The sequence below is a fragment of the Pectobacterium cacticida genome, assembly GCF_036885195.1.
Lineage (GTDB): Bacteria > Pseudomonadota > Gammaproteobacteria > Enterobacterales > Enterobacteriaceae > Pectobacterium > Pectobacterium cacticida.
In genome coordinates, this window is the sequence record NZ_CP133656.1 from 2573726 (window position 1) to 2598166 (window position 24441).

A 24441-nucleotide genomic window follows, 5' to 3' on the forward strand; every position below is an offset into this window, starting at 1 on the left:
ATGCCTCGCTGTTACTGCGGATGAGTGTTGGTAGTGTTGATGATGTCTGATTTAACCACTTGCCTCTTGGAACGTACCGGGGTCCAGTCGAGTGCCCCAACGCGTACCAGATAGATCAAACCAGCCAACAGCACCAAAATAAAAATGGTGGCTTCAATGAAGCCAATCCAGCCGCTTTCTTTGATAGACACAGCCCAAGCGTAGAGATAGAGGGCTTCAACGTCGAAGATAACGAAGAACATGGCGACAAGATAAAATTTAGCAGACAGGCGTAAGCGTGCTGAACCCACTGAGTCGATACCGGATTCATAAGGAACATTTTTAGCTCTGGCTCTGGCTCGCCCACCCAGTAGGAATCCGCCGGTTAGCATGAAGATGCACAGGCCGATGGCGATGATAAGGAATAGCGCAAACGCCCAATGATGGGCGAGGATTTCAGTCGTTGTTGACATTCTCTTTGCTTACTCATCAAAAGTGGCGGGTAACACTCCTGCTCTATTATTGGCAGTTAATGCGCCACATCGATTAAAAGGAAGGATTAATCACCACAAGAAAGCATGGAAACGTATCAGGTAAGCCTTGCTTGGTATGGTTGAACCCCTAAGTTTGTAACCTTTTTTTCAACCCTATTAAAAATACCAGTACATCCCTTTACATGCACGCCGTTTTGTTAACATTTTGTGTCCTGGGGCACAGCTAAATCGAGTCAGTTCTCAATTCTTGTTAACCAGTGTGCAGCAAACACAAGTACTAATTTATCGGGTTACTATACCAGTTTCACAGAAAATGCCTGTTACCCCATAGGGTTATTAGGGGTATTTTTTGATCCAGCACACATTTCTACCTCTTTAGTTAGTAAAAAAAGTAGGGTAACGGCTGACGTCATTACTACCCATTTTTCGTAACGTTTTTTAAAAAATACGGACTGTCGTTTTAAAAAAACACACACAAAACTCAGTATACCCTGCGGAGATTGATGTTTTGACGATAGCGAGAAAGGTAAGAAAAACGGATAAGATGCCTGGCGCGTGACGGCGTTGCTGGCGCAAGTAAACCCGATACTATCCATCATCCGGGGTGTATCCCTACACTCCCCATATGATGCTTGGCGTCTTACTATGACTAGCTCGTTCCCTTAACGACGGCGTGAAAAACCACTTTCACTCGTACCGTTTGCTAGTATAGAAGCAGATGCAATGTGAGCGGGTATCCCTGATTCAATCACATTGAAAATTGCTGTTGCCAGCTCATTTTCCTGCTTAGGATTCTGGCAAAGGAAATAACGTGTTTCAGGCAATCTTGGCAACCCTTCCTCTTCGCCTAACACCCGCAGCTCTGGACTCATCATTTCTACCGATCGAACGGTAATGCCCATACCGGCCTTTACTGCGGCACGCACAGCCGATAGTGTTGAGGCCACATAAGCTATCCTCCAGGGGATACCTGCGGCTGTCAGCTGCTGCGTCGCTAAGGTTCGGAAAGGGCTTGGCTCATCCAAAACAACCAGTGGCACAGGCTCTTGCGCTCGGAACGGATAATCTGCGGCGCAAAACCATAGCGTCGGGGAACTACGTAATAAAACATGAGGCAACGCCGCATTATTGATGGTCGTAATGATTAGATCTATTTTCCCTTGATCCAACATTTCCACCATTTCAGTGCTGCGCTTTACGCTAACATTGATGGATAGTTTGGGGAAAGCAGCGGTCACTCGATGCAAAATATAAGGAAGGATAGTATCCGCGGTATCGTCAGATGCGCCAATCGTCAGCTCCCCTTGAATATCGCTATACATTAATGAAATACAGGCTTCATCATTGAATTGTAGTATTTTTCTAGCATAACTCAGAAATTGGATACCATGATCGGTTAGCAATTTATTACGCCCGTGACGGGCAAAAAGCTCCTTTCCGATAAGTTGCTCCAATCGCTGCATCTGTTGACTCACAGCCGATTGAGTTCGATTTACTGCCGTTGCTGCTGCTGCAAAAGTATTTAGATCCGCCACAGCAACAAACGTCCTTAGTAAATCAAGGTCGAGATTAAGTACGGGCCGATTTACACTGGTCATAAGATTTTTCACTTATCTATTTTAATTTTAACAAGATATTCCTGGTGTTTTATTACATGTACAGGTAATGACCGAGACATTTAATGACACTATCGCAGACGCACGATAAGGGCAAAAAATACTTATGTTTTCGTTACCTTTATCGAGGTTCCAAAGTAACCATCATGTAATTAACGGGTGAATTGTCTTAATTATAAATTCAATAACACCTCCTTCTTTTATTTTACTCCGCAAAATAATCACCTGATTCAGGTTTAAATTTATGAACCATATCCGTGTACTATTACGCGCTTGCAACTTGCCATATTAATGGCCTATCCGCCTTTACCTTATCGCACCACCTAACGAGTACACAACCCTAATAGTGTAGATGCGCAACCATTCGTAGAAAAAGCAATAATCATTCTTCAAAAGGCACTTTGGGAAGAGTACATTAAGCAGGATATGCTATTCCGTATGGGAATAGGTGCCCTCTGCAAAAGGTTTGTACTATTTATGTCTCCGATTGAGAAATCCCAAAAGCTTGAAAACGTATGCTATGACATCCGTGGCCCCGTCTTAAAAGAAGCCAAGCGGCTCGAAGAAGAAGGCAACAAAGTCCTTAAGCTAAACATTGGCAACCCCGCGCCCTTCGGCTTCGAAGCCCCAGACGAGATTCTCGTTGATGTCATTCGCAATCTGCCCACAGCACAAGGCTACTGTGATTCCAAAGGCCTCTATTCCGCACGTAAAGCCATCGTACAACATTATCAGGCGCGTGATATGCGCGATATAACCGTTGAAGACGTCTACATTGGCAACGGCGTTTCCGAACTCATCGTGCAATCCATGCAGGCATTACTTAATCCAGGCGATGAAATGCTGGTTCCTGCGCCGGACTACCCGCTTTGGACAGCTGCCGTTTCTCTGTCTAACGGCAACGCCGTCCACTATCTTTGTGATGAGTCTGCCGATTGGTTTCCCGATCTCGATGATATCCGTAAAAAGATTACGCCAAATACGCGCGGTATTGTCATCATCAACCCGAATAATCCGACCGGCACCGTCTACAGTAAAGCACTACTGTTAGATATTGTCGCTATTGCGCGCGAACATAACCTAATCATCTTTGCCGACGAGATTTACGACAAAATTCTCTATGATGATGCGCAGCACCATTCTATCGCCGCGCTCGCGCCAGATTTACTGACGATAACATTTAATGGTCTGTCCAAGACATACCGCGTCGCCGGTTTCCGCCAAGGCTGGATGGTACTCAACGGCCCGAAAAAACACGCAAAAGGCTATATCGAAGGGCTGGAGATGCTCGCCTCTATGCGCCTGTGCGCTAATGTGCCGATGCAACATGCGATTCAAACCGCTCTCGGCGGCTACCAAAGCATCAGTGAATTCATTCAACCCGGCGGACGCCTATACGAGCAGCGCAACCGCTCCTGGGAACTGATCAACCAGATCCCTGGCGTGTCGTGTGTGAAGCCTCGTGGCGCACTCTATATGTTCCCGCGCATTGATGCCAAACGTTTTAATATTCACGACGACCAGAAATTGGTGCTGGACCTCCTGTTACAGGAGAAAGTGTTACTGGTTCAGGGAACCGCGTTTAACTGGCCTGACCCCGATCATGTGCGCATCGTGACGCTGCCGCGTATCGATGAACTGGACATGGCGATCCACAAATTAGGCCGTTTTCTAGGGCATTATCACCAATAATCCGTGACCAACTATGTACTTGCCCGTGCCGGGAGAGCATCGCCTGGCACCATCCACCTCCATTTGCATAACATCCGACAAGTGCCCACAATAGATGCCCTCGGTATTGATATTCACTACGTTGTAATCTGAGAGATCGCCATGAATCAGAGCCACTTTTTTGCCCACCTATCTCGCCTGAAACTTATCAGCCGTTGGCCGCTCATGCGCAACGTGCGAACGGAAAATGTCTCTGAGCACAGCCTCCAGGTCGCCTTTGTCGCGCATGCGCTGGCGGTCATCAAAAACCGTAAGTTCGGGGGCAGCCTCAATGCCGAACGTATCGCGTTACTGGCGATGTACCATGACGCCAGCGAGGTATTGACCGGCGATATGCCAACGCCAATCAAGTATTACAACGCGCAGATCGCCCATGAATATAAGAAAATTGAGAAGATAGCCCAACAAAAGTTGGTCGATATGTTACCTGAGGAATTACAGCAGGATTATCAAATACTGTTGGATGAGAACAGTATGGGCACAGAAGAACGCGCCATCGTGAAACAAGCCGACGCGCTCTGTGCTTACCTGAAGTGCCTGGAAGAATTATCGGCAGGCAATACGGAATTCACCTTGGCTAAGGCGCGGCTGGAAAAAACCCTGAAACAGCGGAACAGCCCGGAAATGGACTATTTCATGACGGTTTTTGTTCCCAGCTTTAGCCTTTCGCTCGACGAAATTAGCCAGGATTCGCCGTTATAATTGCTCCGGGCTGACAACGTCAAAATGGATATAGCCATGGCACCATCACCACGCTGACTACCATCACCAGTACGGTAAATGGGACGCCAACGCGTACAAAGTCCCCAAATTTATAACCACCCGGCCCCAGTACCAGCGTATTCACCGGTGACGAGACCGGCGTCATAAATGCGGCGGATGCGGCAACGGCGATGATCATCGCAAAGGGATATGGCGATACGTCCATCTGCTTCGCCGCGGCAATGGCGATGGGTGCCATCAGCACCGCCGTTGCGGTATTGGAAATAAATAAGCCGATCGTTGCACACAGGACAAATAAACACACCAGCATCACATGCGGCCCGGCATCCCCAGCCACATCCATTAACCCTTTAACAATCAGTGCCACTCCGCCGGTTTGCTGCAACGCCAACGCAAATGGCATCATCCCGACGATAAGAATAATGCTCGGCCAGTGAATAGCCCGGTAGGCGCTTTCCATATCGATGCAGCGAAATTTACCCATGAGTAAGCAGGCAATCAGCGCAGCAACCGCATTCGGTATTTCATCCGTCAACATCATCGCGACCATCAGCGCCAGACAAAATAGCGCATGTGGAGCCTGACTCACCGCAGGGGCGACGTCATCCACTTCGGCAGGAAGATTAAGCAACAGGAAGTCGTTTTTCTGCGTATGCAGTTGTCGAATCATGCGCCAGTCCCCCATGACCAGCAGGATGTCGCCGAGTTGGAGCGGCTCATCGGCGAGGATCCCCTCCATCGCAACGCCCTCACGCCGGATCCCTACCACACTCAAGCCATAACGGCTTCGGAAACCAACGTCATATAGCGTTTTGCCCAACAATTCAGAATCAGGGATTAAAGAGACTTCCGCCATCCCGACATCACGCGCCTGCTCAGAAAAATACTCGCCGCGCAGTATCAACGGCTCAAGCCGCTGCTCGGTGCAAAACTCACGTAAATCCACTTCCGATGCCGACATATCGATCAGGAGAACATCGTTAAGGCGGAGTTCGGTGTTGCCTGCCACGCTGATCATAACGCGACGAAATTTACGCCAGCGTTCAATCCCAACAATGTTTGCCCCGAAGCGCTGGCGCAAATGCAAATCATCCAGCCGGTGACCAATAAAAGGCGAACCGGGACGGATCGCCAACCGACGTGCCCTACCCGTCAGCCGATAGTCACGGATTAAATCTCGGAACGTGCGTCTCTTCCATACCTCTTTTTCTGCGGTCTCTGTACCGCCAAGCCAATAACGGGCTGCCATCATGTATACAACTCCTAGCAACAACACCACTATCCCTATCGGCGTGACGCTGAAAAAGCTAAAACCCGCAACCCCTTCACGCATTAACTCACTGCTGACTACCATGTTCGGTGGTGTCGCTACTAGCGTCATCATACCGCTAATCAAACCGGCGAAACTTAGCGGCATCAGCAGCCTCCCCGGCGAAATTTTCATGCGTGCGCAAACACTCAACACTACCGGAATAAAGATAGCGACGACGCCAGTGGAGCTCATGAACGCCCCAAGTAGCGCTACTGTGACCATCAGTAGGATTAGCATCTTCATCTCACTACTGCCCGCGACCCGCACCAGCCAATCGCCAACCTGATACGCGACGCCGGTTCGTACTAACCCTTCGCCAATGACAAATAGGGCTGCAATCAAAATCACATTCGGATCGCTAAACCCCATCAACGCTTCAGACAGTGTCAGCGTTCCGCTCAGTACAAACGCAATGATGACCAACAGCGCGACGACGTCCATGCGTAGCTTATTGGTGGTAAACAGTACGATGGCGAGCAGCAATAGGAATAAGACCCAGAGAAGTTCGCTATTCAAGATGGTTCCCCTGACGAAAAAACAGGTTTTGAAATATGGATTAAGCAGGCCATAACGATGCCAGCGTATTTTTCAACACCGCGCAACGGTGGACTAAAGGGTGGCAGACATTGGTATACCCTAAATGATTCGCGTTGCAGGATAAAACGTAAACGTTTTAAACAACGCAACGCGTTAGCCCGCAAAGACGAGGCTCATTTATCCATCTCGTAATCCAGCAATCGCACGAATTCCCAAGAGATTACACAAGTCAGTGACTAGCGTGAGTAAGGGAAGCCAATGCCCATGCGGCTTGAAGCATGACGGATAATAGTCTGCCATAAAAAAACCTCGCGAGTGCGAGGTTTGATCATGTTTAGCCACAGTTTTATCATTGCTTTACAACTGCCTATTGGCGCAGGCACACCCTCGCGCCATTCGGCGACTTCTCAATTTCTAATTGCTCAAGCGAATCAAGAATCATATCGACCTGATCCAGCTTCGGCGTATCTATTGGCGCCTTTACTGCAATAACCTTGCAGCCTGCCGCCAAACCCGATAACACGCCGGCGGGCGCATCCTCAACGACCACACAATCTTCCGGCCTGAGCCCCAGTTGCTGAGCACCGAGTAAATAGGCGTCAGGGTGCGGTTTTCCTTTCGCAACCTGTTCCGCCGTAATAAAGGCGCGCGGAGCCGGAAGATCGCTACAGCCATGACGCGCACTGGCTATCGGCACGCTGCCAGAAGTCACGATTGCCCAGGGGATGGCCAACGTATCCAAACGCGCTAACAACGCCTTAGCGCCCGGCATCGCCACGATACCCTGTGTATCAGAGGCTTCGGCTTTCTCCAGCGCAACAAATTCCTGTTGAATCGTTTCTTCACTTTCACCCTGAAGAAAATGACGCAGAGAAGTGATCGCCTGCTTGCCATGAATGAAATTCAGAACGTCCTGAGGCGCAATACCGTGATCTTGTGCCCAGCGAGTCCACGCGCGCTCTACCGCTGGCAGCGAATCGACCAATGTACCATCAAGGTCAAATAGAAAACCTTTACACTCCACAGAAAGCCCCTTCTTATTAATCAGGCATTGATGATCTGCGCGATCTCCACCGCACTCAAGTGATACTGACGCGGACAAGATTGCCAGACAGCTAACATTCTATTGTATTTTTCCCACATTTTTGTCTGAGCGTTAAACCCATGGGTACCCGCATCAAATTGAGGATAGCGACCCTCGACATGTACCATGAAGCGCACAAAACCGAGATAACGTGCCTCTGTTGCGGCATCAAAGCCCAGGAAGGCCAGACGCCGTTCATCCAACTCTTGCTTGTCTTTGAGATTGGCCCAAGACACCTGCAAAGCATGGTGCATTTCCATGATGTTAATAATAGTGCGGCAGACTTCTTCAGTCAGTTCACTAAACTCGTGATCCAGTTCGCGCATCTGCAAACCGTAACCACGCTCAACGATGGTTTGTAAACGACGATAGCGCTCTGCATTATCTGGATCGAGCATTGTCATCATTTTATATTGATTTGAAAGGATCAACCTCTGGGCATTCGTCATTTCCATGTTGCTCTCCTGAACCCTCTTTGGTGTACGCCAAATATCGCTAAATAGGTATGAGCTGCAGGATCGCATACTGAATCGTGTCATGATAGCGATAGACACCGCTTCTTTGATTTGAAACAGAGGAAAGAACAAAATAGACAGCAAGCCGCACACGCTGCCTGACGCCGATCACAGATCGTCAAGAAAGGTTTTATCAAGCTGCTTAAACGCACGTTTCAGCACATCCGCCAAAGACTGATAAGTTGGTGGTTCTTCCAACGGGGCCAAAGCCTGACCAGACGCCGTCAATTTATGACGAATCTCATGGAACCAGGTTGCCAGCGTAGGAGGTAAAGGCGTTACAGAACGACGCCCAAGCCACCATAGCCCCTGCAATGGCAGACTACAGGCAAAAAGCGCAGTCGCAATGCCCGGCCCAAGCTGACCACCGAGCGCAATCTGCCACGTTAAGGTAAATACCGCCAATGGCGGCATGATGCGGATACCGAAGCGCGTCGCTCGCGCCACGCGGTTTTCAGGAAACACTGGCGTCAGCTGTTTTTCTTCTGGCCACGTTTTCATGTAGTGCTGCCCACGTTGGAGTAGCTGTAGCCAACTAATTCTACGGTCTGGTTTTGTCGCCATAGCCACCACCTCAACTTTACAGATAAAAAATAAAACTTTTGGATAAATACACAACACCAGTTGATAGCGTTAAAATAAATTTTGTATTTAGCCTGTGCTATCGGTATCCTAAATCGGCCATCTTGGCCGCTATATACCTAAAAGTAGTATGACCGCACACAGGGAGTATAATTCCCTTCGCGGCATATGATAAATATCGTTCCTTTTTCATCATCGTGCCTGTGCATCACGCCAAGACATGATGTTAATCATAAATGCCAGCGGCGGGATACGCTACGCTATATGGCATTTTTAACCATGTATAACAAGTAGGTACTTCCATGTCGAGTAAGTTAGTACTGGTTCTTAACTGCGGTAGTTCATCCCTGAAATTCGCCATCATCGATGCGATTAACGGAGAAGAGTACCTGTCTGGTTTAGCCGAGTGTTTCCACCTGCCTGAAGCCCGTATCAAATGGAAAATGGACGGCGGTAAACAGGATGCCGAACTGGGTGCTGGTGCGGCTCACAGCGAAGCGCTGAATTTCATCGTCAACACCATTCTGTCTCAGAAACCTGAGCTGTCGGCTCAACTGGTGGCTATTGGTCACCGTATCGTTCACGGCGGTGAAAACTTCACCCAATCCGCGATCATTACTGACGATGTTCTTCAGGGTATCAAAGATTCTATCCCTTTTGCACCGCTTCACAACCCTGCACACTTAATTGGTATTGAAGAAGCATTGAAATCCTTCCCCCGTTTGGCCAAGAAGAATGTCGCTGTTTTTGACACCGCATTCCACCAAACGATGCCGGAAGAGTCTTACCTTTACGCACTGCCGTACAAACTGTACAAAGAACACCATATCCGCCGTTATGGCGCTCACGGTACCAGCCACTACTTTGTTTCCCGTGAAGCCGCTAAGGTTCTGAATAAACCCGTAGAGGAATTGAACGTTATCACCTGCCATCTGGGCAACGGTGGTTCCGTTACGGCCATTCGTAACGGCGAATGTGTGGACACCTCAATGGGTTTGACACCGCTGGAAGGGCTGGTGATGGGAACGCGTTCTGGCGATATCGATCCCGCCATTGTTTTTCACCTGCATGACGCACTAGGCATGGATATCGCCAGCATCAACAAACTGTTGACGAAAGAATCCGGTCTGCTGGGTCTAACGGAAGCCACCAGCGACTGTCGTTACGTTGAAGATAATTACGAGACGAAAGCAGACGCTAAACGCGCGATGAATGTGTACTGCCACCGCCTGGCTAAATACATTGGCGCCTACAGCGCACTGATGGATGGTCGTCTTGACGCGGTAATCTTCACGGGTGGCATCGGTGAAAACGCGGCGATGGTTCGTGAACTGACATTGAAGAAACTGGCGCTGCTGGGCTTCGAGGTCGATCATGAACGCAATTTGGCCGCGCGCTTCGGTAAAGGCGGCAACATTGCAAAAGAGGGTTCCCGCCCGGCATTGGTCATTCCGACCAATGAAGAATTGGTCATCGCTCAAGATGCTTACCGTCTGACAGCGTAAAACAAATCACTCCCTAACACCGTCAGCCAAGGCTGACGGTGTTGTTTTGACTAACGAGCAACCGCAAAGAGGTTTAGCCGTGTCCCGTACAATCATATTGATCCCAACTGGCACCAGCGTCGGTCTGACAAGCGTCAGCCTTGGTGTTATTCGTTCCATGGAACAGAAAGGTGTTCGCCTGAGCGTGTTCAAGCCTATCGCCCAGCCGCGCGGCGGCGACAACGCGCCAGACCAGACGACTACCATTATTCGTGCCAATTCCACTATCAGCGCCGCTGAACCGCTGGCCATAAGCCACGTTGAAGCCTTGCTGAGTTCCAACCAGCAAGACGTGCTAATGGAAGAAATCATCGCACGCTACCACGAAAATACGAAAGACGCTGAAGTCGTGCTGGTTGAAGGTCTGGTTCCTACGCGTAAGCATCAGTTTGCTAACGCCTTGAACTATGAAATCGCTAAAACGCTCAACGCAGAAATCGTTTTCGTACTGGCGCTGGGTAATGACTCGCCGGCACAGCTAAAAGATCGTATTGAATTGGCGCGCTCCAGCTTCGGTGGCAGTAAAAACAAAAACATCACTGGCGTGATTATTAACAAACTGAATGCGCCAGTTGATGAGCAGGGTCGAACCCGCCCTGATCTCTCCGAGATTTTTGATGATTCCGCAAAAGCCAGCATAGCCAACATCGATCCGAAGCAACTGTTCGCGAATAGCCCGCTACCCGTTCTAGGCTGCATTCCCTGGAGCTTCGATCTCATCGCAACGCGCGCTATCGATATGGCGAAGCACTTGAATGCCCGCATTATTAGCGAAGGCGACATTCAAACGCGCCGTGTGAAATCGGTCACTTTCTGTGCTCGCAGTATTCCCCATATGCTGGAACATTTCCGCCCTGGGTCACTACTGGTAACTTCCGCCGATCGTCCTGATGTGCTGGTTGCCGCCTGCCTGGCCGCGATGAATGGCGTCGAAATCGGTGCCTTGCTGCTGACTGGCGGTTATGAAATGGATCCGAGCGTGGCTAAACTCTGTGAACGCGCCTTCCAGACCGGCCTGCCGGTGTTTATGGTTAATACCAACACCTGGCAAACGTCACTCAGTCTGCAAAGCTTCAATTTGGAAGTCCCTGCTGACGACCGCCAACGTGTCGAGCTAGTGCAGGAATATGTCGCTCGCCATATCGATCCCCAGTGGATCGACTCACTGAGCGCTGCGTCTGAGCGTTCACGCCGTTTGTCTCCGCCAGCATTCCGCTATCAGCTTACTGAACTGGCGCGCAAAGCAGGCAAACGCATCGTGCTGCCTGAAGGCGATGAACCGCGTACCGTTAAAGCCGCCGCTATCTGCGCTGAGCGCGGTATCGCGCATTGTGTGCTGCTCGGTAACCCGGAAGAGATTCAACGCGTCGCTGCCGCTCAAGGGGTTGAACTGGGCAAAGGCATCGAAATCGTCGATCCGGTAGCCGTGCGTGAACGCTATGTTCCGCGTCTGGTCGAGTTACGTAAAAATAAGGGTATGACAGAAGTTGTTGCCCGTGAACAACTCGAAGACAACGTGGTACTTGGTACCTTGATGCTGGAACAAGGTGAAGTCGACGGATTGGTTTCTGGCGCAGTGCACACAACGGCAAATACTATTCGTCCTCCGTTGCAGTTGATTAAAACCGCACCGGGCAGCTCATTGGTCTCTTCTGTGTTCTTCATGCTGCTGCCAGAACAGGTTCTGGTCTATGGTGACTGCGCCATCAACCCGGACCCAACTGCTGAACAATTGGCAGAAATTGCTATCCAATCGGCGGATTCCGCGGCGGCATTCGGCATCGAGCCACGTGTTGCGATGATCTCCTACTCCACGGGTAACTCTGGAGCAGGTAGTGATGTTGAAAAAGTGCGTGAAGCCACCCATCTGGCACAGCAGAAACGGCCCGATCTGATTATTGACGGCCCGCTGCAATACGATGCCGCCATTATGGCTGACGTGGCAAAATCCAAAGCGCCAAACTCGCCAGTCGCGGGTAAAGCAACGGTGTTCATTTTCCCTGATTTGAACACCGGTAATACCACGTACAAAGCCGTACAGCGTTCTGCAGACCTGATTTCCATCGGGCCTATGCTCCAAGGCATGCGCAAACCGGTTAACGACCTGTCTCGTGGCGCATTAGTAGACGATATCGTTTACACCGTCGCGCTAACCGCCATTCAGGCAACACAGATTTAAACGCTTCAGATGACATTAATGCCAGCCTCCCGGCTGGCATTTTTATTATGTAGATTTAACAGAAACAAAACAGCAGACACCGCTACGGATAAAATAGCGGCGTCGTGAAAATTGTCTGTTGTCTGATTGGTACGGGGTTATTTCCGAGCGTCAGCGTCCACGATCCCAGCGCTAGCGTTTTCAGTCGGATCATTTGCATGATGAGAGCCCGGGATTAACGTGGCGTTCGCGTCTTCACTCGGCTTACGTGAAATCGGCCTACCGTGTTCCCGATCGCTATAACGCGTTAGCCACAGTGACAGTGCTTTCAGTGAGTCCGGCGTGAATTCATCGCAGCGCGCGGTAATCTCTTGTGGCGTTAGCCAACTCACTTCCTCTATCTCTTCTTCCTGAAGCGCAAAAGGCCCGTGGGTAACACAGCTAAACAGCCCTCCCCACACCCGGCAATTCTCACCTTCGTAATAAAATAAGCCATGCTCCGCAAACGGCACACCCGCGATACCAAGCTCTTCTTCAGCTTCACGACGGGCGGACTCCAGCATCTGTTCGCCACTTTGCACCACACCGCCGGCCGTTGCATCCAACCAACCGGGATAGAAGTCTTTGGTCTCTGTCCGACGCTGTACCAGAATTTTCCCCATACCGTCATGCACCACGATGTATGTAGCACGGTGACGAAGCGTCTGAGCGCGCATCTGCTGGCGGCTTGCTTGAGCTATGACCTCGTTGTTTTCATTGACGATATCGACCCATTCTATGCCTGCTGCCTGACGTTGTTCCACCATCCTCTGAACCCTTTAATGTTGGCACGTTGCTACGTGCGTCTGTTTTACATGCTCGATCTTTGCTGTGAATATTCCCGGTTAGCTTGCCATTATTCAAAGCTAAAACAAGGTGTCAGCGCTGTACGCCAGACAGGTAAATTTAGTGTCTGATCGCGACCTGCGCAATAGGCTCACCACCGTGCAGAGGAAGAACCCGCAGCTCATCTTGTTCAAATACGCCATAGCTGGCGGAGAACCCTCCTTTTGGTAAGCTCACGGAGCCAGGGTTGAAAAAATAGTGCTCACCACGTTGCTCAGCAACCGGGATATGAGTATGACCGTATACCAACACATCTCCCGCATTTAACGGGGGAAGATTGTCGGGGTGATAAAGATGTCCGTGCGTCAGGAAAAAGCGATGTTGCGGCACCAGTACTTGCTGCCACGACGCCGTAATGGGAAAGGTCAACAGCATCTGATCGACTTCGCTATCGCAATTCCCCCGCACGGCAATGATGCGTGAGGCATAGGCGTTCAGACACGCGGCGACTTCCGCAGGCTGATATTTTTCCGGCAGGGGGTTGCGTGGACCATGATTAAGAAAATCGCCCAGCAGAATGAGCCAGTCGGCACGACATTGCTCAAAAATCGCTAACACGCGCTCCGTCGCACTAAGAGAACCGTGTATATCGGACGCAAACATTAACTTCATCGTCTATCTCCACAGTATTTATATCAACAATAGTGGTTATCTCAATAAAGCCGTTTATATCAATTACGTAATATCGGCTACACTTTTGTCTTGTATCGGAAATAGTCTACCAAAGTTCACTGGAAGCTGGGGGTAAAGATCGTATAACGCGTTACGTCAGCGCTCATTTTTCATATATAGCGGATGCTTTATTCAACAATGAGCTATCTGGGCTGATTACTCAACTGACATACCGTAATATAACAATTTTATCAATTGAAATAGATTCTTCTGTTTGCCCGGCAATTCAGTACGACGATCGACGTTAGCATGCGGCATTAAGGTATGGGGGCGCACAATGCAACTACTCATTACCGGTGGGACGGGCCTTATTGGCCGCCATCTTATCCAACGATTGCAGATACTTTCCCACGATATCTGCGTATTAACGCGCGATCCTGAACGTGCGCGAGGTATTCTCGGCGATCGTGTGGAATACTGCTCAACGCTGAGCCATATGACGTCACTAAATGGGGTCGATGGCGTCATCAATCTGGCGGGAGAACCTATTGCCGATAAGCGCTGGACGCCGCAGCAGAAGCAGCGTCTGGCACAGAGTCGTTGGGAGATTACCGAACAACTCGCCGCCCTGATTAAAGCCAGCAGTTCTCCTCCTACCCTATTTATCTCAGGATCGGCGGTCGGATTCTATGGCGATCAGGGTGCTTCTCTGGTCACAGAAGATGAACTGCCAAACGAGACCTTTACACATCATCTGTGCGCCCGCTGGGAAGCACTAGCACAGTCGGCTGAAAGCGCGAATACGCGCGTTTGCCTGCTACGTACCGGTATCGTTCTCTCTGCGCAAGGCGGCGCACTGGCAAAAATGCTGCCGATTTTCCGGCTTGGGCTCGGCGGGCCGATGGGTTCGGGCAAGCAATATATGCCGTGGATTCATATTGATGACATGGTAAACGGTATTATTTATCTGCTAGACCAGCCAAAATTGCGTGGCCCTTTTAACATGGTTTCTCCTTATCCGGTTCATAATGAACAATTTTCCGCCACGCTGGCACACGTCTTGGATCGGCCCGGATTTCTGCGAGCGCCCGCTTTTGCGATCAAATTGCTGATGGGAGAAGCCTCGACGCTGGTACTGGGCGGTCAACGCGCCATCCCGCAGCGGTTAAAGGCCGCGGGCTTTAATTTCCGCTTCCTTGAGCTGGAAGACGCCTTACAAGACGTCATCAAAAAACCAAGCTGACCCAATGCGTAACGCGGTGCCGGATAACTACCTCGCCCCAGAATTTACTTCAACGCACCGGACAAAAATTGCTGCAAACGCGCACTCTTCGGGCTCCCGAAAAGCTGATCCGGTGAACCCTCTTCTTCAATTACGCCTTGATGTAAAAAGATAACGTGGCTGGAGACATGACGAGCAAATTCCATCTCATGCGTCACTACCACCATGGTTTTTCCTTCCTCAGCGAGTTGCTGCATGATGCGCAGCACTTCGCCGACTAATTCAGGATCAAGCGCCGACGTTGGCTCATCAAATAGCAAGACCTCTGGCTCCATCGCCAACGCTCGCGCAATCGACACGCGCTGCTGCTGACCACCAGAGAGATCAGATGGATATTTCTGCTGAGCAGAATCCGTAATCCCCACTTTATTCAGATAAAACATGGCGCGTTCGCGCGCTTCCGCTTTACTGAGCCCTAATACCTGAATTGGCGCTTCCATCACGTTTTCTAACGCGGTCATAAAGCTCCACAGGTTGAAGTGTTGAAATACCATCGTCAGACGCGTTCTCAACATCTGGAGCTGTTTTTTATCAAAAACTTTCAGTTGTCCGTCGGTATCGCGCACCATACGAATTTCCTGATCGCTAACAAAAATCGCCCCTTCACAAGGTTTTTCCAGAAAATTAATACAGCGCAATAAGGTACTTTTTCCTGAGCCCGACGATCCTATAATCGAAATAACGTCACCCGCTTTCGCTTGTAATGAAATCCCTTTAAGAACCTCATGCTGACCATAGCGTTTATGCAGTTCCGTCACCATCAGTTTATTATTCGACATGATCTTTTCCTGCATTTAGTGTGATGAACGGGTATGAAGATGACGTAGCCAGCGCCGTTCAGCCCTTTTGAACAGCCAAATTAGCACGAATGAAATAGCCAGATAGATAATGGCCGCAATACCAAAAGCATAAAAGGGTTTATAGGTTGCCGCATTAATATCGCGCGCGATCTTCAGTATATCCGGGACGGTTACGGTAAACGCCAGCGCCGTCGAGTGCAGCATCAAGATCACCTCATTGCTGTAGGCGGGCAGTGCGATACGCAATGCCCCCGGTAAGATAATACAGCGATACTGTTTAAAGCGAGAGAAGCCATAGGCTCTGGCCGCTTCAATTTCCCCATACGGCACGGCACGGATAGCGCCCGCAAAAATCTCCGTAGTGTAGGCACAGGTATTAAGCGCCAATGCCAAAATGGCGCAGTTCAGCCCGCTGCGAAAAAAGGCATTTAACAAATCGGTTCCACGTACAATTTCCAAACTATAAACACCGGAGTAAAAAACCAGGAGTTGTACATAGAGCGGTGTACCACGGAATACATAAGTAAATAACCAGACCGGAAGGCGGAAACGCCGTCTCGGTGATACGCGAGCAATGGCCAGCGGCAACGCCATCAGCCCACCGATGATCACAGATGAAATCAGCAGCCAAAGCGTCATCGCTAGCCCGGTCAGGCGATATCCATCGCTCCACAGAAGCGGCTGCCAATACTGTTGCAGGATCTCACTCATAGTTTACTTTCTTGACTCCCTGCGAGTAATGCCTTTCCAGCCACCACAGTACACCGTTAGACGCGGTGGTAAAAATCAGGTACATCGCCCCGGCGACTAGCGCAAAATAGAAGGGTTCATGCGCGCCCTTTCCTGCCAATTGGGTCGCTTTAATCACATCATTCAAGCCAAGCAACGACACCAACGCGGTAGCCTTCAGGATCACCTGCCAATTATTACCGATGCCCGGTAATGCAAAGCGCATCATGGATGGGAACAAAATACGCCGGAATACTTTGATAGGAGAGAAACCGAATGCAACGGCGGCTTCGATTTGCCCACGCGGCACAGCCAGGTAAGCCCCACGAAAGGTTTCCGTGAAATACGCACCGTAAATAAAGCCCAACGTAATGATACCCGCAGTCAAAGGATCAATATCGATCTGCGCCAGACCGATCGACTCCGTCACACTATTAATGGCAATTTGCAAACCGTAAAAAATCAACAGCATCAGCACCAGGTCGGGAATGCCGCGAATCAGCGTGGTATAGCAGGAGAACCCCCCTGCCAACAGACGATTAGAAGATAATTTCGCGGAGGCGCCAATCAGACCAATGACCAAAGCCAGCAGTAGCGAACTTACCGCCAACTCCAGCGTCATGAGGGCACCATCCAGAATGAGTTGGGAATAGCCGTAAAGCATTAATGATATCCGTTAAAAGTAGGACCTCTGTCGAACACAACGCAGGATTGCTCCTACGCTGTATTATCCAGCCATCCGGCTACACCATGTGCAAACCAAGGCTTGTCATCGCGACATCAGCCGCCATAGACATCGAAATCGAAGTATTTCTTCGCAAAAGTATCGTAAGTCCCATCGCTACGCATCGCCTTGAAGGCATTATCCAGTGCCGCTTTCAGCTCGGTATCCTCTTTACGCAGCCCCATCCCTGTTCCGACACCAAAATATTTATCGTCTTTTACCGCCGGGCCTGCAAACGCATAGTCTTTACCCATATCAAGTTTCAGGAAACCTTCACTGCCCGCTACTTCATCCTGGAAAGCGGCGTCAATACGTCCGGCGAGTAGATCGGCATAAATGAGATCCTGATTTTGATAAGCAACTATCTCTACACCTTTTGGTTGCCAATGCGCATTGGCAAATGCTTCCTGCGTTGAAGCCTGCAACACGCCAACGCGCTTGCCGCCCAAAGATGCCAGCGTGGGTTCAATACCCGCGCCTTTTTTCGCAATCAAACGCGCATTAGCCGCATACAGTTTGTCGGTGAAAGCAATTTCCTGCTGGCGTTTTTCGGTGATGGACAGTGAAGAAATAATGGCATCAATTTTTTTAGCCTTGAGGGAAGGAATTAACGCGTCAAAATCACTTTCCACAAAGGTACAGTTAGCCTGAATACGTTTGCACAACTCTTTTGCCAGATCGATATCAAACCCGACCAGTTCGCCGTTAGCGTTTTTGGATTCAAAGGGAGCATAGGTGGGATCGGTGCCAATTTTAATATTCTTAGGGATTTCCGCCATTGCACTGCCTGCGGCCAAAATAAGTGCCAACGGCAAAACTTTAATCAGTTTCTTCATATTGCTACCCTTACATAATTGAGTGTTGTTAGTATCAATGTGCGTTATTGCTTTAAAAATGAACAATACGCCTGTTATTTGTATTCTAACATTCACTATTGCATTGCAGATTTCATGCCACAATCCACTCTGCGGTGCCGTAAAACCCCTATCGGTAGCTCACAAAATAAATAATGAGTAACAATTTGATTTTAAAATATTTCTCTATGATTGTTCGGGCCTTCATCAATAGAAGAGAAGCAGTATATCCAGCTATAGAACCTTCAAACGCACCTTTTAAGGGCTCTGGTGCACCCTATTGGTGCCAATCAATAAATAAGCACAAAAAAAGGGCAACCCCGTTGAGCAGCCCATAGAGCGGAAACTAACGCCTGCGACCCTGTCCCTGCTAGGACGCCCCTTGCCAACGAATAAAAAGGTCCTTCGGTAGGTTGATATCAAACTGATCTAAGATACGATTCACCGTCTGATCGACAATATCCTGCACACTTTCTGGGCGATGATAAAAGGCGGGCACGGGGGGCATGATGATCGCGCCCAATTCAACGGCAGTCGTCATCAGCCGTAAATGCCCCAGATGCAGCGGTGTTTCACGCACTCCCAGCACCAAAGGGCGGCGCTCCTTGAGCACGACATCGGCTGCGCGGGTTAAGAGATTGTCGCTATAGCTGTGCACAATGCCGGACAAGGTTTTGATCGAACAAGGCAGAATCACCATCCCAGCCGTTTTGAACGACCCCGATGATACGCTAGCAGCGATATCGCGCGTGTCATAAACGACATCCGCCAGCGCCTGTGCGTCGCGCAGACCAAAGTCGGTTTCCAGCGCCAGCGTCTGCCGGGCCGCCTGGCTCATAATTAGATGCGTTTCAATATCATCCAGCGCCTGTAATACCTGTAACAGTCGGATACCATAAATGACGCCGCTGGCACCGGAAATGCCTACGATAAGTCGTTTCATTCATACTGCCTCTGGCTCGTCGCGTAAGAAAAAACGCGGAGAAATCATCTGACTAAACTGTGCCGTATAGGCAAAGTTTACGCAAGAAAACGACAAGGGAGGAAGGCACATTCGTGTCTTCCCCCCTTATTAAGCCTAGTTTAGCGTCTAAACGTTAACCTTCGTTATGCATTTCCAGATCTTCAACTTCGCTCTGGCCTCGCAACGCCTTAGCGTCATCATTACGCAAGGCTTCCAGATAATCCAGATAGCGTTGATCGACATCTTTTGTCACGTAAATTCCATTAAACACCGAGCATTCGAACTGGGTGATGTCCGGATTATCTTCACGCGCCGCATCGATCAGATCGTCGAGGTCCTGAAAAATCAGCGCATCGGCACCGATAAGTTTACAGATTTCATCGACTTCTCGACCGTGGGCGATCAATTCATTAACGCTAGGCATATCAATGCCGTACACATTAGGGAAGCGGATTTCCGGTGCGGCGGAGGCCAGGTAAACCCGTTTGGCACCAGCTTCACGCGCCATTTCGACAATCTGCTCCGATGTCGTGCCGCGTACGATAGAGTCATCCACCAGCAGTACGTTTTTATCGCGGAACTCGGCACGATTGGCATTCAACTTACGGCGTACTGATTTCTTACGCGCCTGTTGCCCCGGCATGATAAAGGTACGACCAACGTAGCGGTTCTTCACAAACCCCTGTCGATACGGCTTGTTGATGATACGCGCGATTTCCAGCGCAATATCACAAGACGTCTCGGGAATGGGGATCACAACATCAATATCGAGGTCTTCCCACTGGCGCGCAATCTTTTCACCGAGCTTCTGGCCCATGCGAACGCGTGCGCTATAAACCGAGATTTTATCAATGAAAGAATCCGGGCGAGCGAAATAGACATATTCAAACAGGCACGGATTGCTCTTTGGATTCTCTGCGCACTGGCGGGTAAACAACTGCCCTTTTTCCGTAATGTAGATCGCCTCTCCCGGCGCGACATCACGTAAAAATTCGAAGCCCAGCGTATCCAGCGCGACGCTTTCAGACGCCACCATATATTCACTGCGGCCATCGTCCAGATCGCGCTTACCAATCACCAAAGGGCGAATCCCATTAGGATCGCGGAAAGCCACCATACCATGGCCGATAATCATACCGACACAGGCATAAGCGCCGCGGATTTGCTGGTGCGTGGCGGCAACAGCCGCAAAAATATTATCGGCTTCCAGCGGATAATGCTGGAAACGGTCTAACTCTCTGGCGAAGATATTCAGTAAAACTTCGGAATCAGACGTGGTGTTGACGTGACGACGCTCCTGTTCGAACAGTTTTTTACGCAGTTCGTGAGCGTTAGTCAGGTTACCATTGTGGGCCAACGTAATCCCAAAAGGAGAATTAACATAAAAGGGCTGTGCTTCCGACGCGCTGGAACTGCCCGCGGTTGGATAACGCACATGACCAAGCCCCATGTTTCCCTGTAAGCGTTGCATGTGCCGGGCTTCAAACACATCTTTTACCAGACCATTGGCCTTACGCAGGCGAAAACAATTAAAAGCATCAATGGTCACAATCCCTGCAGCATCCTGCCCACGGTGTTGCAACACCGTTAACGCGTCATAAATCGACTGGTTGACCGGCGTGAAACCGGCGATACCGACAATACCGCACATGGTGTCTTTTCCTCATCAGCGCTACCGCAGCGGTAAATGCTGCGGCAAGAAACTTGACGTGCTTTGCAGGTAGTCAAAAAACCACCTGATAATATAACTGAACTGCGGGATCAACTGGGACTGCTTCCAATCATCACTTTGTGAAAAACCGGTGAAGGTATCCAGAAAGAATAGCAGTGCGGAAACGATCAGTACTCCGCGCAACGCACCGAAACAAATGCCCAATACGCGATCGGTGCCAGATAATCCGGTACGTTCAACCAGCGAACTAATCGCATAGTTGACGATGGCCCCCACAATCAACGTCGCAATAAACAGAATGGCAATGGCAATACCGTTACGAACCAGTTCATCATCAAAACGGGTAAAATAAACCGCGAGATAAGTGTAGTAGTGGCTGGCTACAAAAAAAGCACAACCCCAAGTGACTAACGATAGCGCTTCACGAACAAACCCCCGGATCAGGCTAACCAGCGCCGAAAACCCGATGATGCCAATAATAACGTAATCAACCCAAACCATGAACGATCCTATCGATAAGCCGCTCTATCATCCTGTTCGCGGCGCATTCTAACAGAAAAAGAAAACGTTTGCGTAGCGTATTTCCGCCGCGTTAACGGACGGTATGTTTACGCACTTGCCCACTTAACCCGGTCAGTTGTTTCAGGTCTGCCAGCGAGGCTTGCAGCTTTTGCTTTGAGGCATCTGGCCCCACATAAATACGCGTAATTTGGCCTGAAACGGGTGTTGGCGGTGCGGTATACGCGCTATAACCAGAGAGGCGTAATTTGGCGACAATTTCATTGACTTTATCCGCATTTTTTAATGCGCCAAGCTGCACCACATAAGCGTCTGCGGTTGGCGCTTGCGGCGTCGGCCTGGTTTCCGGCTTCACTTCCGCTTTAGGCTCAGGTTTTGGTTTTATCTCTGGCTTCACCTCTGGCTTTGGCTGAGTCTTCGGCGTGGCTATTTGGCTCGGTTGGCGTTCAACCACAACAGGCGGTGCTGTTATAGCCGGCGTTTCGGCCGGAGGACGGGGCGGCATTAATGTAGCCGGTTCCGGCGCGTTATCCTCGGACGCTTCGGCTTGCGCGCCCTGTTGCATCGCGGCTTGCGCCCCTTCGGGTGGCAGACTCGGCAACGAAGGATTCAACGCAGGCAGCGATTCCATCTCGGTGCTGTCACCCGGTTTGGGAATCAGCGGGATTGAGGCAAACTCATCTTCGTAGTGCTTTTTCTTACCGTCCAGTAGGCCGGGTAAGACGATCACACCCAGCGCGACGAGAATAATCGTACCGACCAGGCGATTTTGAAATTTACTCGCCATTCGCCGCCTCCTCATCCAGCGCAGCCATCACATGCGCTACCGTATGAAACGATCCACACACGATGATGATATCCCGATCTGCCGCGTCCAGCGTCGCTTGTCGCCAGGCAGATACGACATCAGGAAACGATTGACTCCGTGCCAGATGTTCGGCGATTTGCTCTGCCGCTGCGCCGCGCGGCCCTTCCAGCGGCGCACAGTACCAGACATCGACCAAGGGCGTTAAGTGACTCAGCGTACCGGCAATATCTTTGTCAACCAACATGCCAATCACTGCTCGTATCTTTCCAGCTTTAGGTAGCTCAGCTAAACGCTTTGCCAGATAGGCCGCCGCATGAGGATTATGTGCAACATCCAGAATCAGCCGTGGTGATTCCCGCACTATCTGAAAACGCCCTGGCAATGTCGCACGCTGTAGCCCCTGCCGGATCGCGCCTTCACTCACATTGAGGGATGAGTAATGCAATGCCGCCAGCGCAGTGGCGGCATTCGGGAGCGGGATGGACGGTAATGGCAACCGCGACAACTCACGTTGCTTATCTTGCCAACTCCACGTACCGCGCTGGACGGAGTAGTCCCAGTCTCGACCACGACGCAGCAATCGCGCCCCTTTCTCGGTAGCCACATCGGCAATCGAACCCGGCATATCCGGTTCCCCTACGACGGCCGGTTTATCCTGGCGAAATATTCCGGCTTTCTCACGCCCAATGCTCTCACGATCGTGACCGAGCCAGTCGGTGTGATCAATCGCAATACTGGTAACCACGGCGACATCTGCGTCCACGATATTGGTCGCATCCAGACGTCCCCCCAAGCCGACTTCCAGGATAACGACATCCAGATTCGCCTGTTTGAAGAGTTGTAGTGCCGCCAGCGTACCGAATTCAAAATAAGTCAGGGATATCGCCCCCCTTCCTGCTTCGATATCGGCAAACGCCTGAGTATGCAGGTCGTCAGGCAACTCCTTGCCTTGAATACGAACACGTTCGGTATAGCGAATAAGATGGGGAGAACTGTACACGCCAACCCGTAGCCCGGCGGCTAACAGAATAGATTCCAGCGCACAACAGGTGGTTCCCTTGCCGTTTGTCCCCGCAACGGTAAAAATCGTGGTGGCGGGCTGTAGTAATTGAAGGTGTTCGGCAACCTGTTTGACGCGTTCCAGACCTAAATCAATGGCCTGAGCATGCAGATGTTCAAGATAATGAAGCCACGTGACCAAAGGTGACGTGGCTTGAGGTAGTTGAGTCGTATTCATGAGTCCCGTTCACTGGCTTACGGTTCATTATCGGCAGAGCGCGCATATGACAGCCGTGTAGGATGCAACGCGCTCTGACTCGGATGCAACGCGCTCTGACTCGCGTGTCAATTATGCGTCATCCTCAACTTCGGGTGACGCATCGCTACGGGTAACCACATCATCATTGCCAGGTTCAGGACGATTCGTCAATTTGGCAAGGAGCGTGGCGAGTTTGTAGCGCATTTCCGGTCGACGCACAATCATATCAATCGCGCCTTTTTCAATCAGGAATTCACTGCGCTGGAAGCCCGGCGGTAGTTTCTCTCGTACGGTTTGTTCGATAACGCGTGGACCAGCAAAACCAATCAGCGCTTTGGGTTCAGCAATATTGAGATCGCCTAGCATCGCCAGGCTCGCGGAAACCCCCCCCATCGTAGGATCGGTCAGTACGGAGATATACGGTAAGCCACGCGCTCGCATTTTAGCCAATGCAGCGCTGGTTTTCGCCATTTGCATCAGCGACAACAACGCTTCCTGCATACGCGCACCGCCACTCGCGGAAAAACAGACCAGCGGGCAGCCGTCTTCCAATGCCTGCTCGACAGCGCGCACAAAACGCGCGCCGACGACAGACGCCATTGAACCGCCCATAAAAGCAAACTCGAATGACGCCGCAACAATCGGCATACCGTATAGCGTACCTTTCATCACGACCAGCGCATCTTTCTCATTAGACTGTTTCTGCGCAGATACCAGACGATCTTTATACTTCTTGGAATCCCGAAATTTCAGGATATCTTTCGGTTCCAGTTCACTTCCCAACTCGACAAGGCTTTCATTATCCAGAAATGCCTGTAAGCGCGCGCGCGCTGAAAGCCGCATATGGTGATCGCACTTTGGGCAAACTTCCAAATTGCGCTCCAATTCAGCACGATAAAGCACCTGACCGCAGCTATCACATTTGGTCCAGACGCCTTCAGGAATGTTAGCTTTACGGGTCGGTGCGATAGTACTTTTGTTAAGAATTCGTTCAATCCAGCTCATTGATAACCTTTCTGCTTGAACCTGGCAAACGCCAGTCCGCTGTTCATGTTGTTC

Annotated in this window: 24 protein-coding genes; 5 read left to right on the forward strand and 19 right to left on the reverse strand. The window is 50.3% G+C overall.

Annotated elements, in window-relative coordinates; translation table 11 throughout:
• Positions 1-11: 11 nt before the first annotated feature.
• The 3 genes from RFN81_RS11850 to lrhA form a co-directional block, all read right to left on the reverse strand.
• A complete protein-coding gene (locus tag RFN81_RS11850) occupies positions 12-452 on the reverse strand; it encodes an NADH-quinone oxidoreductase subunit A (RefSeq protein ID WP_264496044.1) in 441 nt (146 codons plus the stop codon).
• Positions 453-793: 341 nt separating this feature from the next.
• Positions 794-1072: a hypothetical protein gene (locus RFN81_RS11855; RefSeq protein WP_264496045.1), complete on the reverse strand. Its 279-nt coding sequence runs from the start codon at positions 1070-1072 to the stop codon at positions 794-796.
• A 63-nt stretch (positions 1073-1135) separates the two neighbouring features.
• Positions 1136-2071: a transcriptional regulator LrhA gene (gene lrhA, locus RFN81_RS11860; protein WP_264496046.1), complete on the reverse strand. Its 936-nt coding sequence runs from the start codon at positions 2069-2071 to the stop codon at positions 1136-1138.
• Positions 2072-2566: 495 nt separating this feature from the next.
• Between lrhA and RFN81_RS11865 the strand changes: the two genes are divergently transcribed.
• Positions 2567-3781, forward strand: coding sequence for a pyridoxal phosphate-dependent aminotransferase (locus RFN81_RS11865; RefSeq protein ID WP_264496047.1), 1215 nt, complete (start codon positions 2567-2569; stop codon positions 3779-3781).
• A gap of 141 nt (positions 3782-3922) precedes the next feature.
• Entirely contained in the window at positions 3923-4522 is a 600-nt protein-coding gene (gene yfbR, locus RFN81_RS11870) for a 5'-deoxynucleotidase (protein ID WP_264496048.1), read from the forward strand.
• Between the two features lie 19 nt (positions 4523-4541).
• Here yfbR and RFN81_RS11875 read toward each other — a convergent pair whose 3' ends face one another.
• The 4 genes from RFN81_RS11875 to yfbV all read right to left on the reverse strand — a co-directional run bounded on the left by RFN81_RS11875 (position 4542) and on the right by yfbV (position 8555).
• On the reverse strand, positions 4542-6374 hold the full coding sequence (locus RFN81_RS11875; RefSeq protein ID WP_264498950.1) for an SLC13 family permease: 1833 nt from the start codon (positions 6372-6374) through the stop codon (positions 4542-4544).
• Between the two features lie 385 nt (positions 6375-6759).
• Positions 6760-7416, reverse strand: a complete 657-nt coding sequence (locus tag RFN81_RS11880) for a sugar phosphatase (protein WP_264496049.1) — start codon at positions 7414-7416, stop codon at positions 6760-6762.
• 20 nt (positions 7417-7436) lie between these two features.
• Positions 7437-7931, reverse strand: a complete 495-nt coding sequence (locus RFN81_RS11885; protein ID WP_264496050.1) for a YfbU family protein — start codon at positions 7929-7931, stop codon at positions 7437-7439.
• 168 nt (positions 7932-8099) lie between these two features.
• Positions 8100-8555, reverse strand: coding sequence for a terminus macrodomain insulation protein YfbV (gene yfbV, locus RFN81_RS11890; RefSeq protein WP_264496051.1), 456 nt, complete (start codon positions 8553-8555; stop codon positions 8100-8102).
• Between the two features lie 320 nt (positions 8556-8875).
• Between yfbV and ackA the strand changes: the two genes are divergently transcribed.
• Both ackA and pta read left to right on the forward strand, forming a co-directional pair.
• Complete coding sequence (gene ackA, locus RFN81_RS11895) at positions 8876-10078, forward strand: acetate kinase (RefSeq protein WP_264496052.1); 1203 nt, start codon at positions 8876-8878, stop codon at positions 10076-10078.
• Between the two features lie 79 nt (positions 10079-10157).
• Positions 10158-12296 (forward strand): phosphate acetyltransferase, encoded by a 2139-nt coding sequence (gene pta / locus RFN81_RS11900; protein WP_264496053.1) that lies wholly within the window; start codon positions 10158-10160, stop codon positions 12294-12296.
• Positions 12297-12433: 137 nt separating this feature from the next.
• Here pta and yfcD read toward each other — a convergent pair whose 3' ends face one another.
• Together yfcD and yfcE are read right to left on the reverse strand one after the other, a co-directional pair.
• Entirely contained in the window at positions 12434-13081 is a 648-nt protein-coding gene (gene yfcD, locus RFN81_RS11905) for an NUDIX hydrolase YfcD (RefSeq protein WP_264496054.1), read from the reverse strand.
• Between the two features lie 139 nt (positions 13082-13220).
• Positions 13221-13772 (reverse strand): phosphodiesterase, encoded by a 552-nt coding sequence (gene yfcE, locus RFN81_RS11910; protein WP_264496055.1) that lies wholly within the window; start codon positions 13770-13772, stop codon positions 13221-13223.
• Positions 13773-14109: 337 nt separating this feature from the next.
• On the opposite strand from yfcE, the gene RFN81_RS11915 reads away from it, so the two are divergent.
• Positions 14110-15015, forward strand: coding sequence for a TIGR01777 family oxidoreductase (locus RFN81_RS11915; protein WP_264496056.1), 906 nt, complete (start codon positions 14110-14112; stop codon positions 15013-15015).
• 44 nt (positions 15016-15059) lie between these two features.
• On the opposite strand, the gene hisP is transcribed toward RFN81_RS11915, so the two are convergent.
• The 10 genes from hisP to accD all read right to left on the reverse strand — a co-directional run bounded on the left by hisP (position 15060) and on the right by accD (position 24387).
• Positions 15060-15833, reverse strand: a complete 774-nt coding sequence (gene hisP, locus RFN81_RS11920) for a histidine ABC transporter ATP-binding protein HisP (RefSeq protein WP_264496057.1) — start codon at positions 15831-15833, stop codon at positions 15060-15062.
• A 15-nt stretch (positions 15834-15848) separates the two neighbouring features.
• Positions 15849-16565, reverse strand: coding sequence for an ABC transporter permease (locus RFN81_RS11925; RefSeq protein ID WP_264496058.1), 717 nt, complete (start codon positions 16563-16565; stop codon positions 15849-15851).
• Positions 16558-17247, reverse strand: coding sequence for a histidine ABC transporter permease HisQ (locus RFN81_RS11930; protein ID WP_264496059.1), 690 nt, complete (start codon positions 17245-17247; stop codon positions 16558-16560). Before RFN81_RS11930 ends, RFN81_RS11925 begins: the two co-directional genes overlap by 8 nt.
• A 116-nt stretch (positions 17248-17363) precedes the next feature.
• Complete coding sequence (locus tag RFN81_RS11935; protein WP_264496060.1) at positions 17364-18143, reverse strand: lysine/arginine/ornithine ABC transporter substrate-binding protein; 780 nt, start codon at positions 18141-18143, stop codon at positions 17364-17366.
• A 388-nt stretch (positions 18144-18531) separates the two neighbouring features.
• A complete protein-coding gene (locus tag RFN81_RS11940) occupies positions 18532-19104 on the reverse strand; it encodes a UbiX family flavin prenyltransferase (protein WP_264496061.1) in 573 nt (190 codons plus the stop codon).
• Positions 19105-19258: 154 nt separating this feature from the next.
• Complete coding sequence (purF, locus tag RFN81_RS11945; protein ID WP_264496062.1) at positions 19259-20776, reverse strand: amidophosphoribosyltransferase; 1518 nt, start codon at positions 20774-20776, stop codon at positions 19259-19261.
• Between the two features lie 21 nt (positions 20777-20797).
• Positions 20798-21298: a colicin V production protein gene (cvpA, locus tag RFN81_RS11950; protein ID WP_264496063.1), complete on the reverse strand. Its 501-nt coding sequence runs from the start codon at positions 21296-21298 to the stop codon at positions 20798-20800.
• Between the two features lie 91 nt (positions 21299-21389).
• Positions 21390-22103, reverse strand: coding sequence for a cell division protein DedD (dedD, locus tag RFN81_RS11955; RefSeq protein WP_264496064.1), 714 nt, complete (start codon positions 22101-22103; stop codon positions 21390-21392).
• Entirely contained in the window at positions 22093-23361 is a 1269-nt protein-coding gene (gene folC, locus RFN81_RS11960; RefSeq protein ID WP_264496065.1) for a bifunctional tetrahydrofolate synthase/dihydrofolate synthase, read from the reverse strand. Before folC ends, dedD begins: the two co-directional genes overlap by 11 nt.
• Before the next feature lie 111 nt (positions 23362-23472).
• On the reverse strand, positions 23473-24387 hold the full coding sequence (gene accD, locus RFN81_RS11965) for an acetyl-CoA carboxylase, carboxyltransferase subunit beta (protein WP_264496066.1): 915 nt from the start codon (positions 24385-24387) through the stop codon (positions 23473-23475).
• Between the last annotated feature and the right edge of the window lie 54 nt (positions 24388-24441).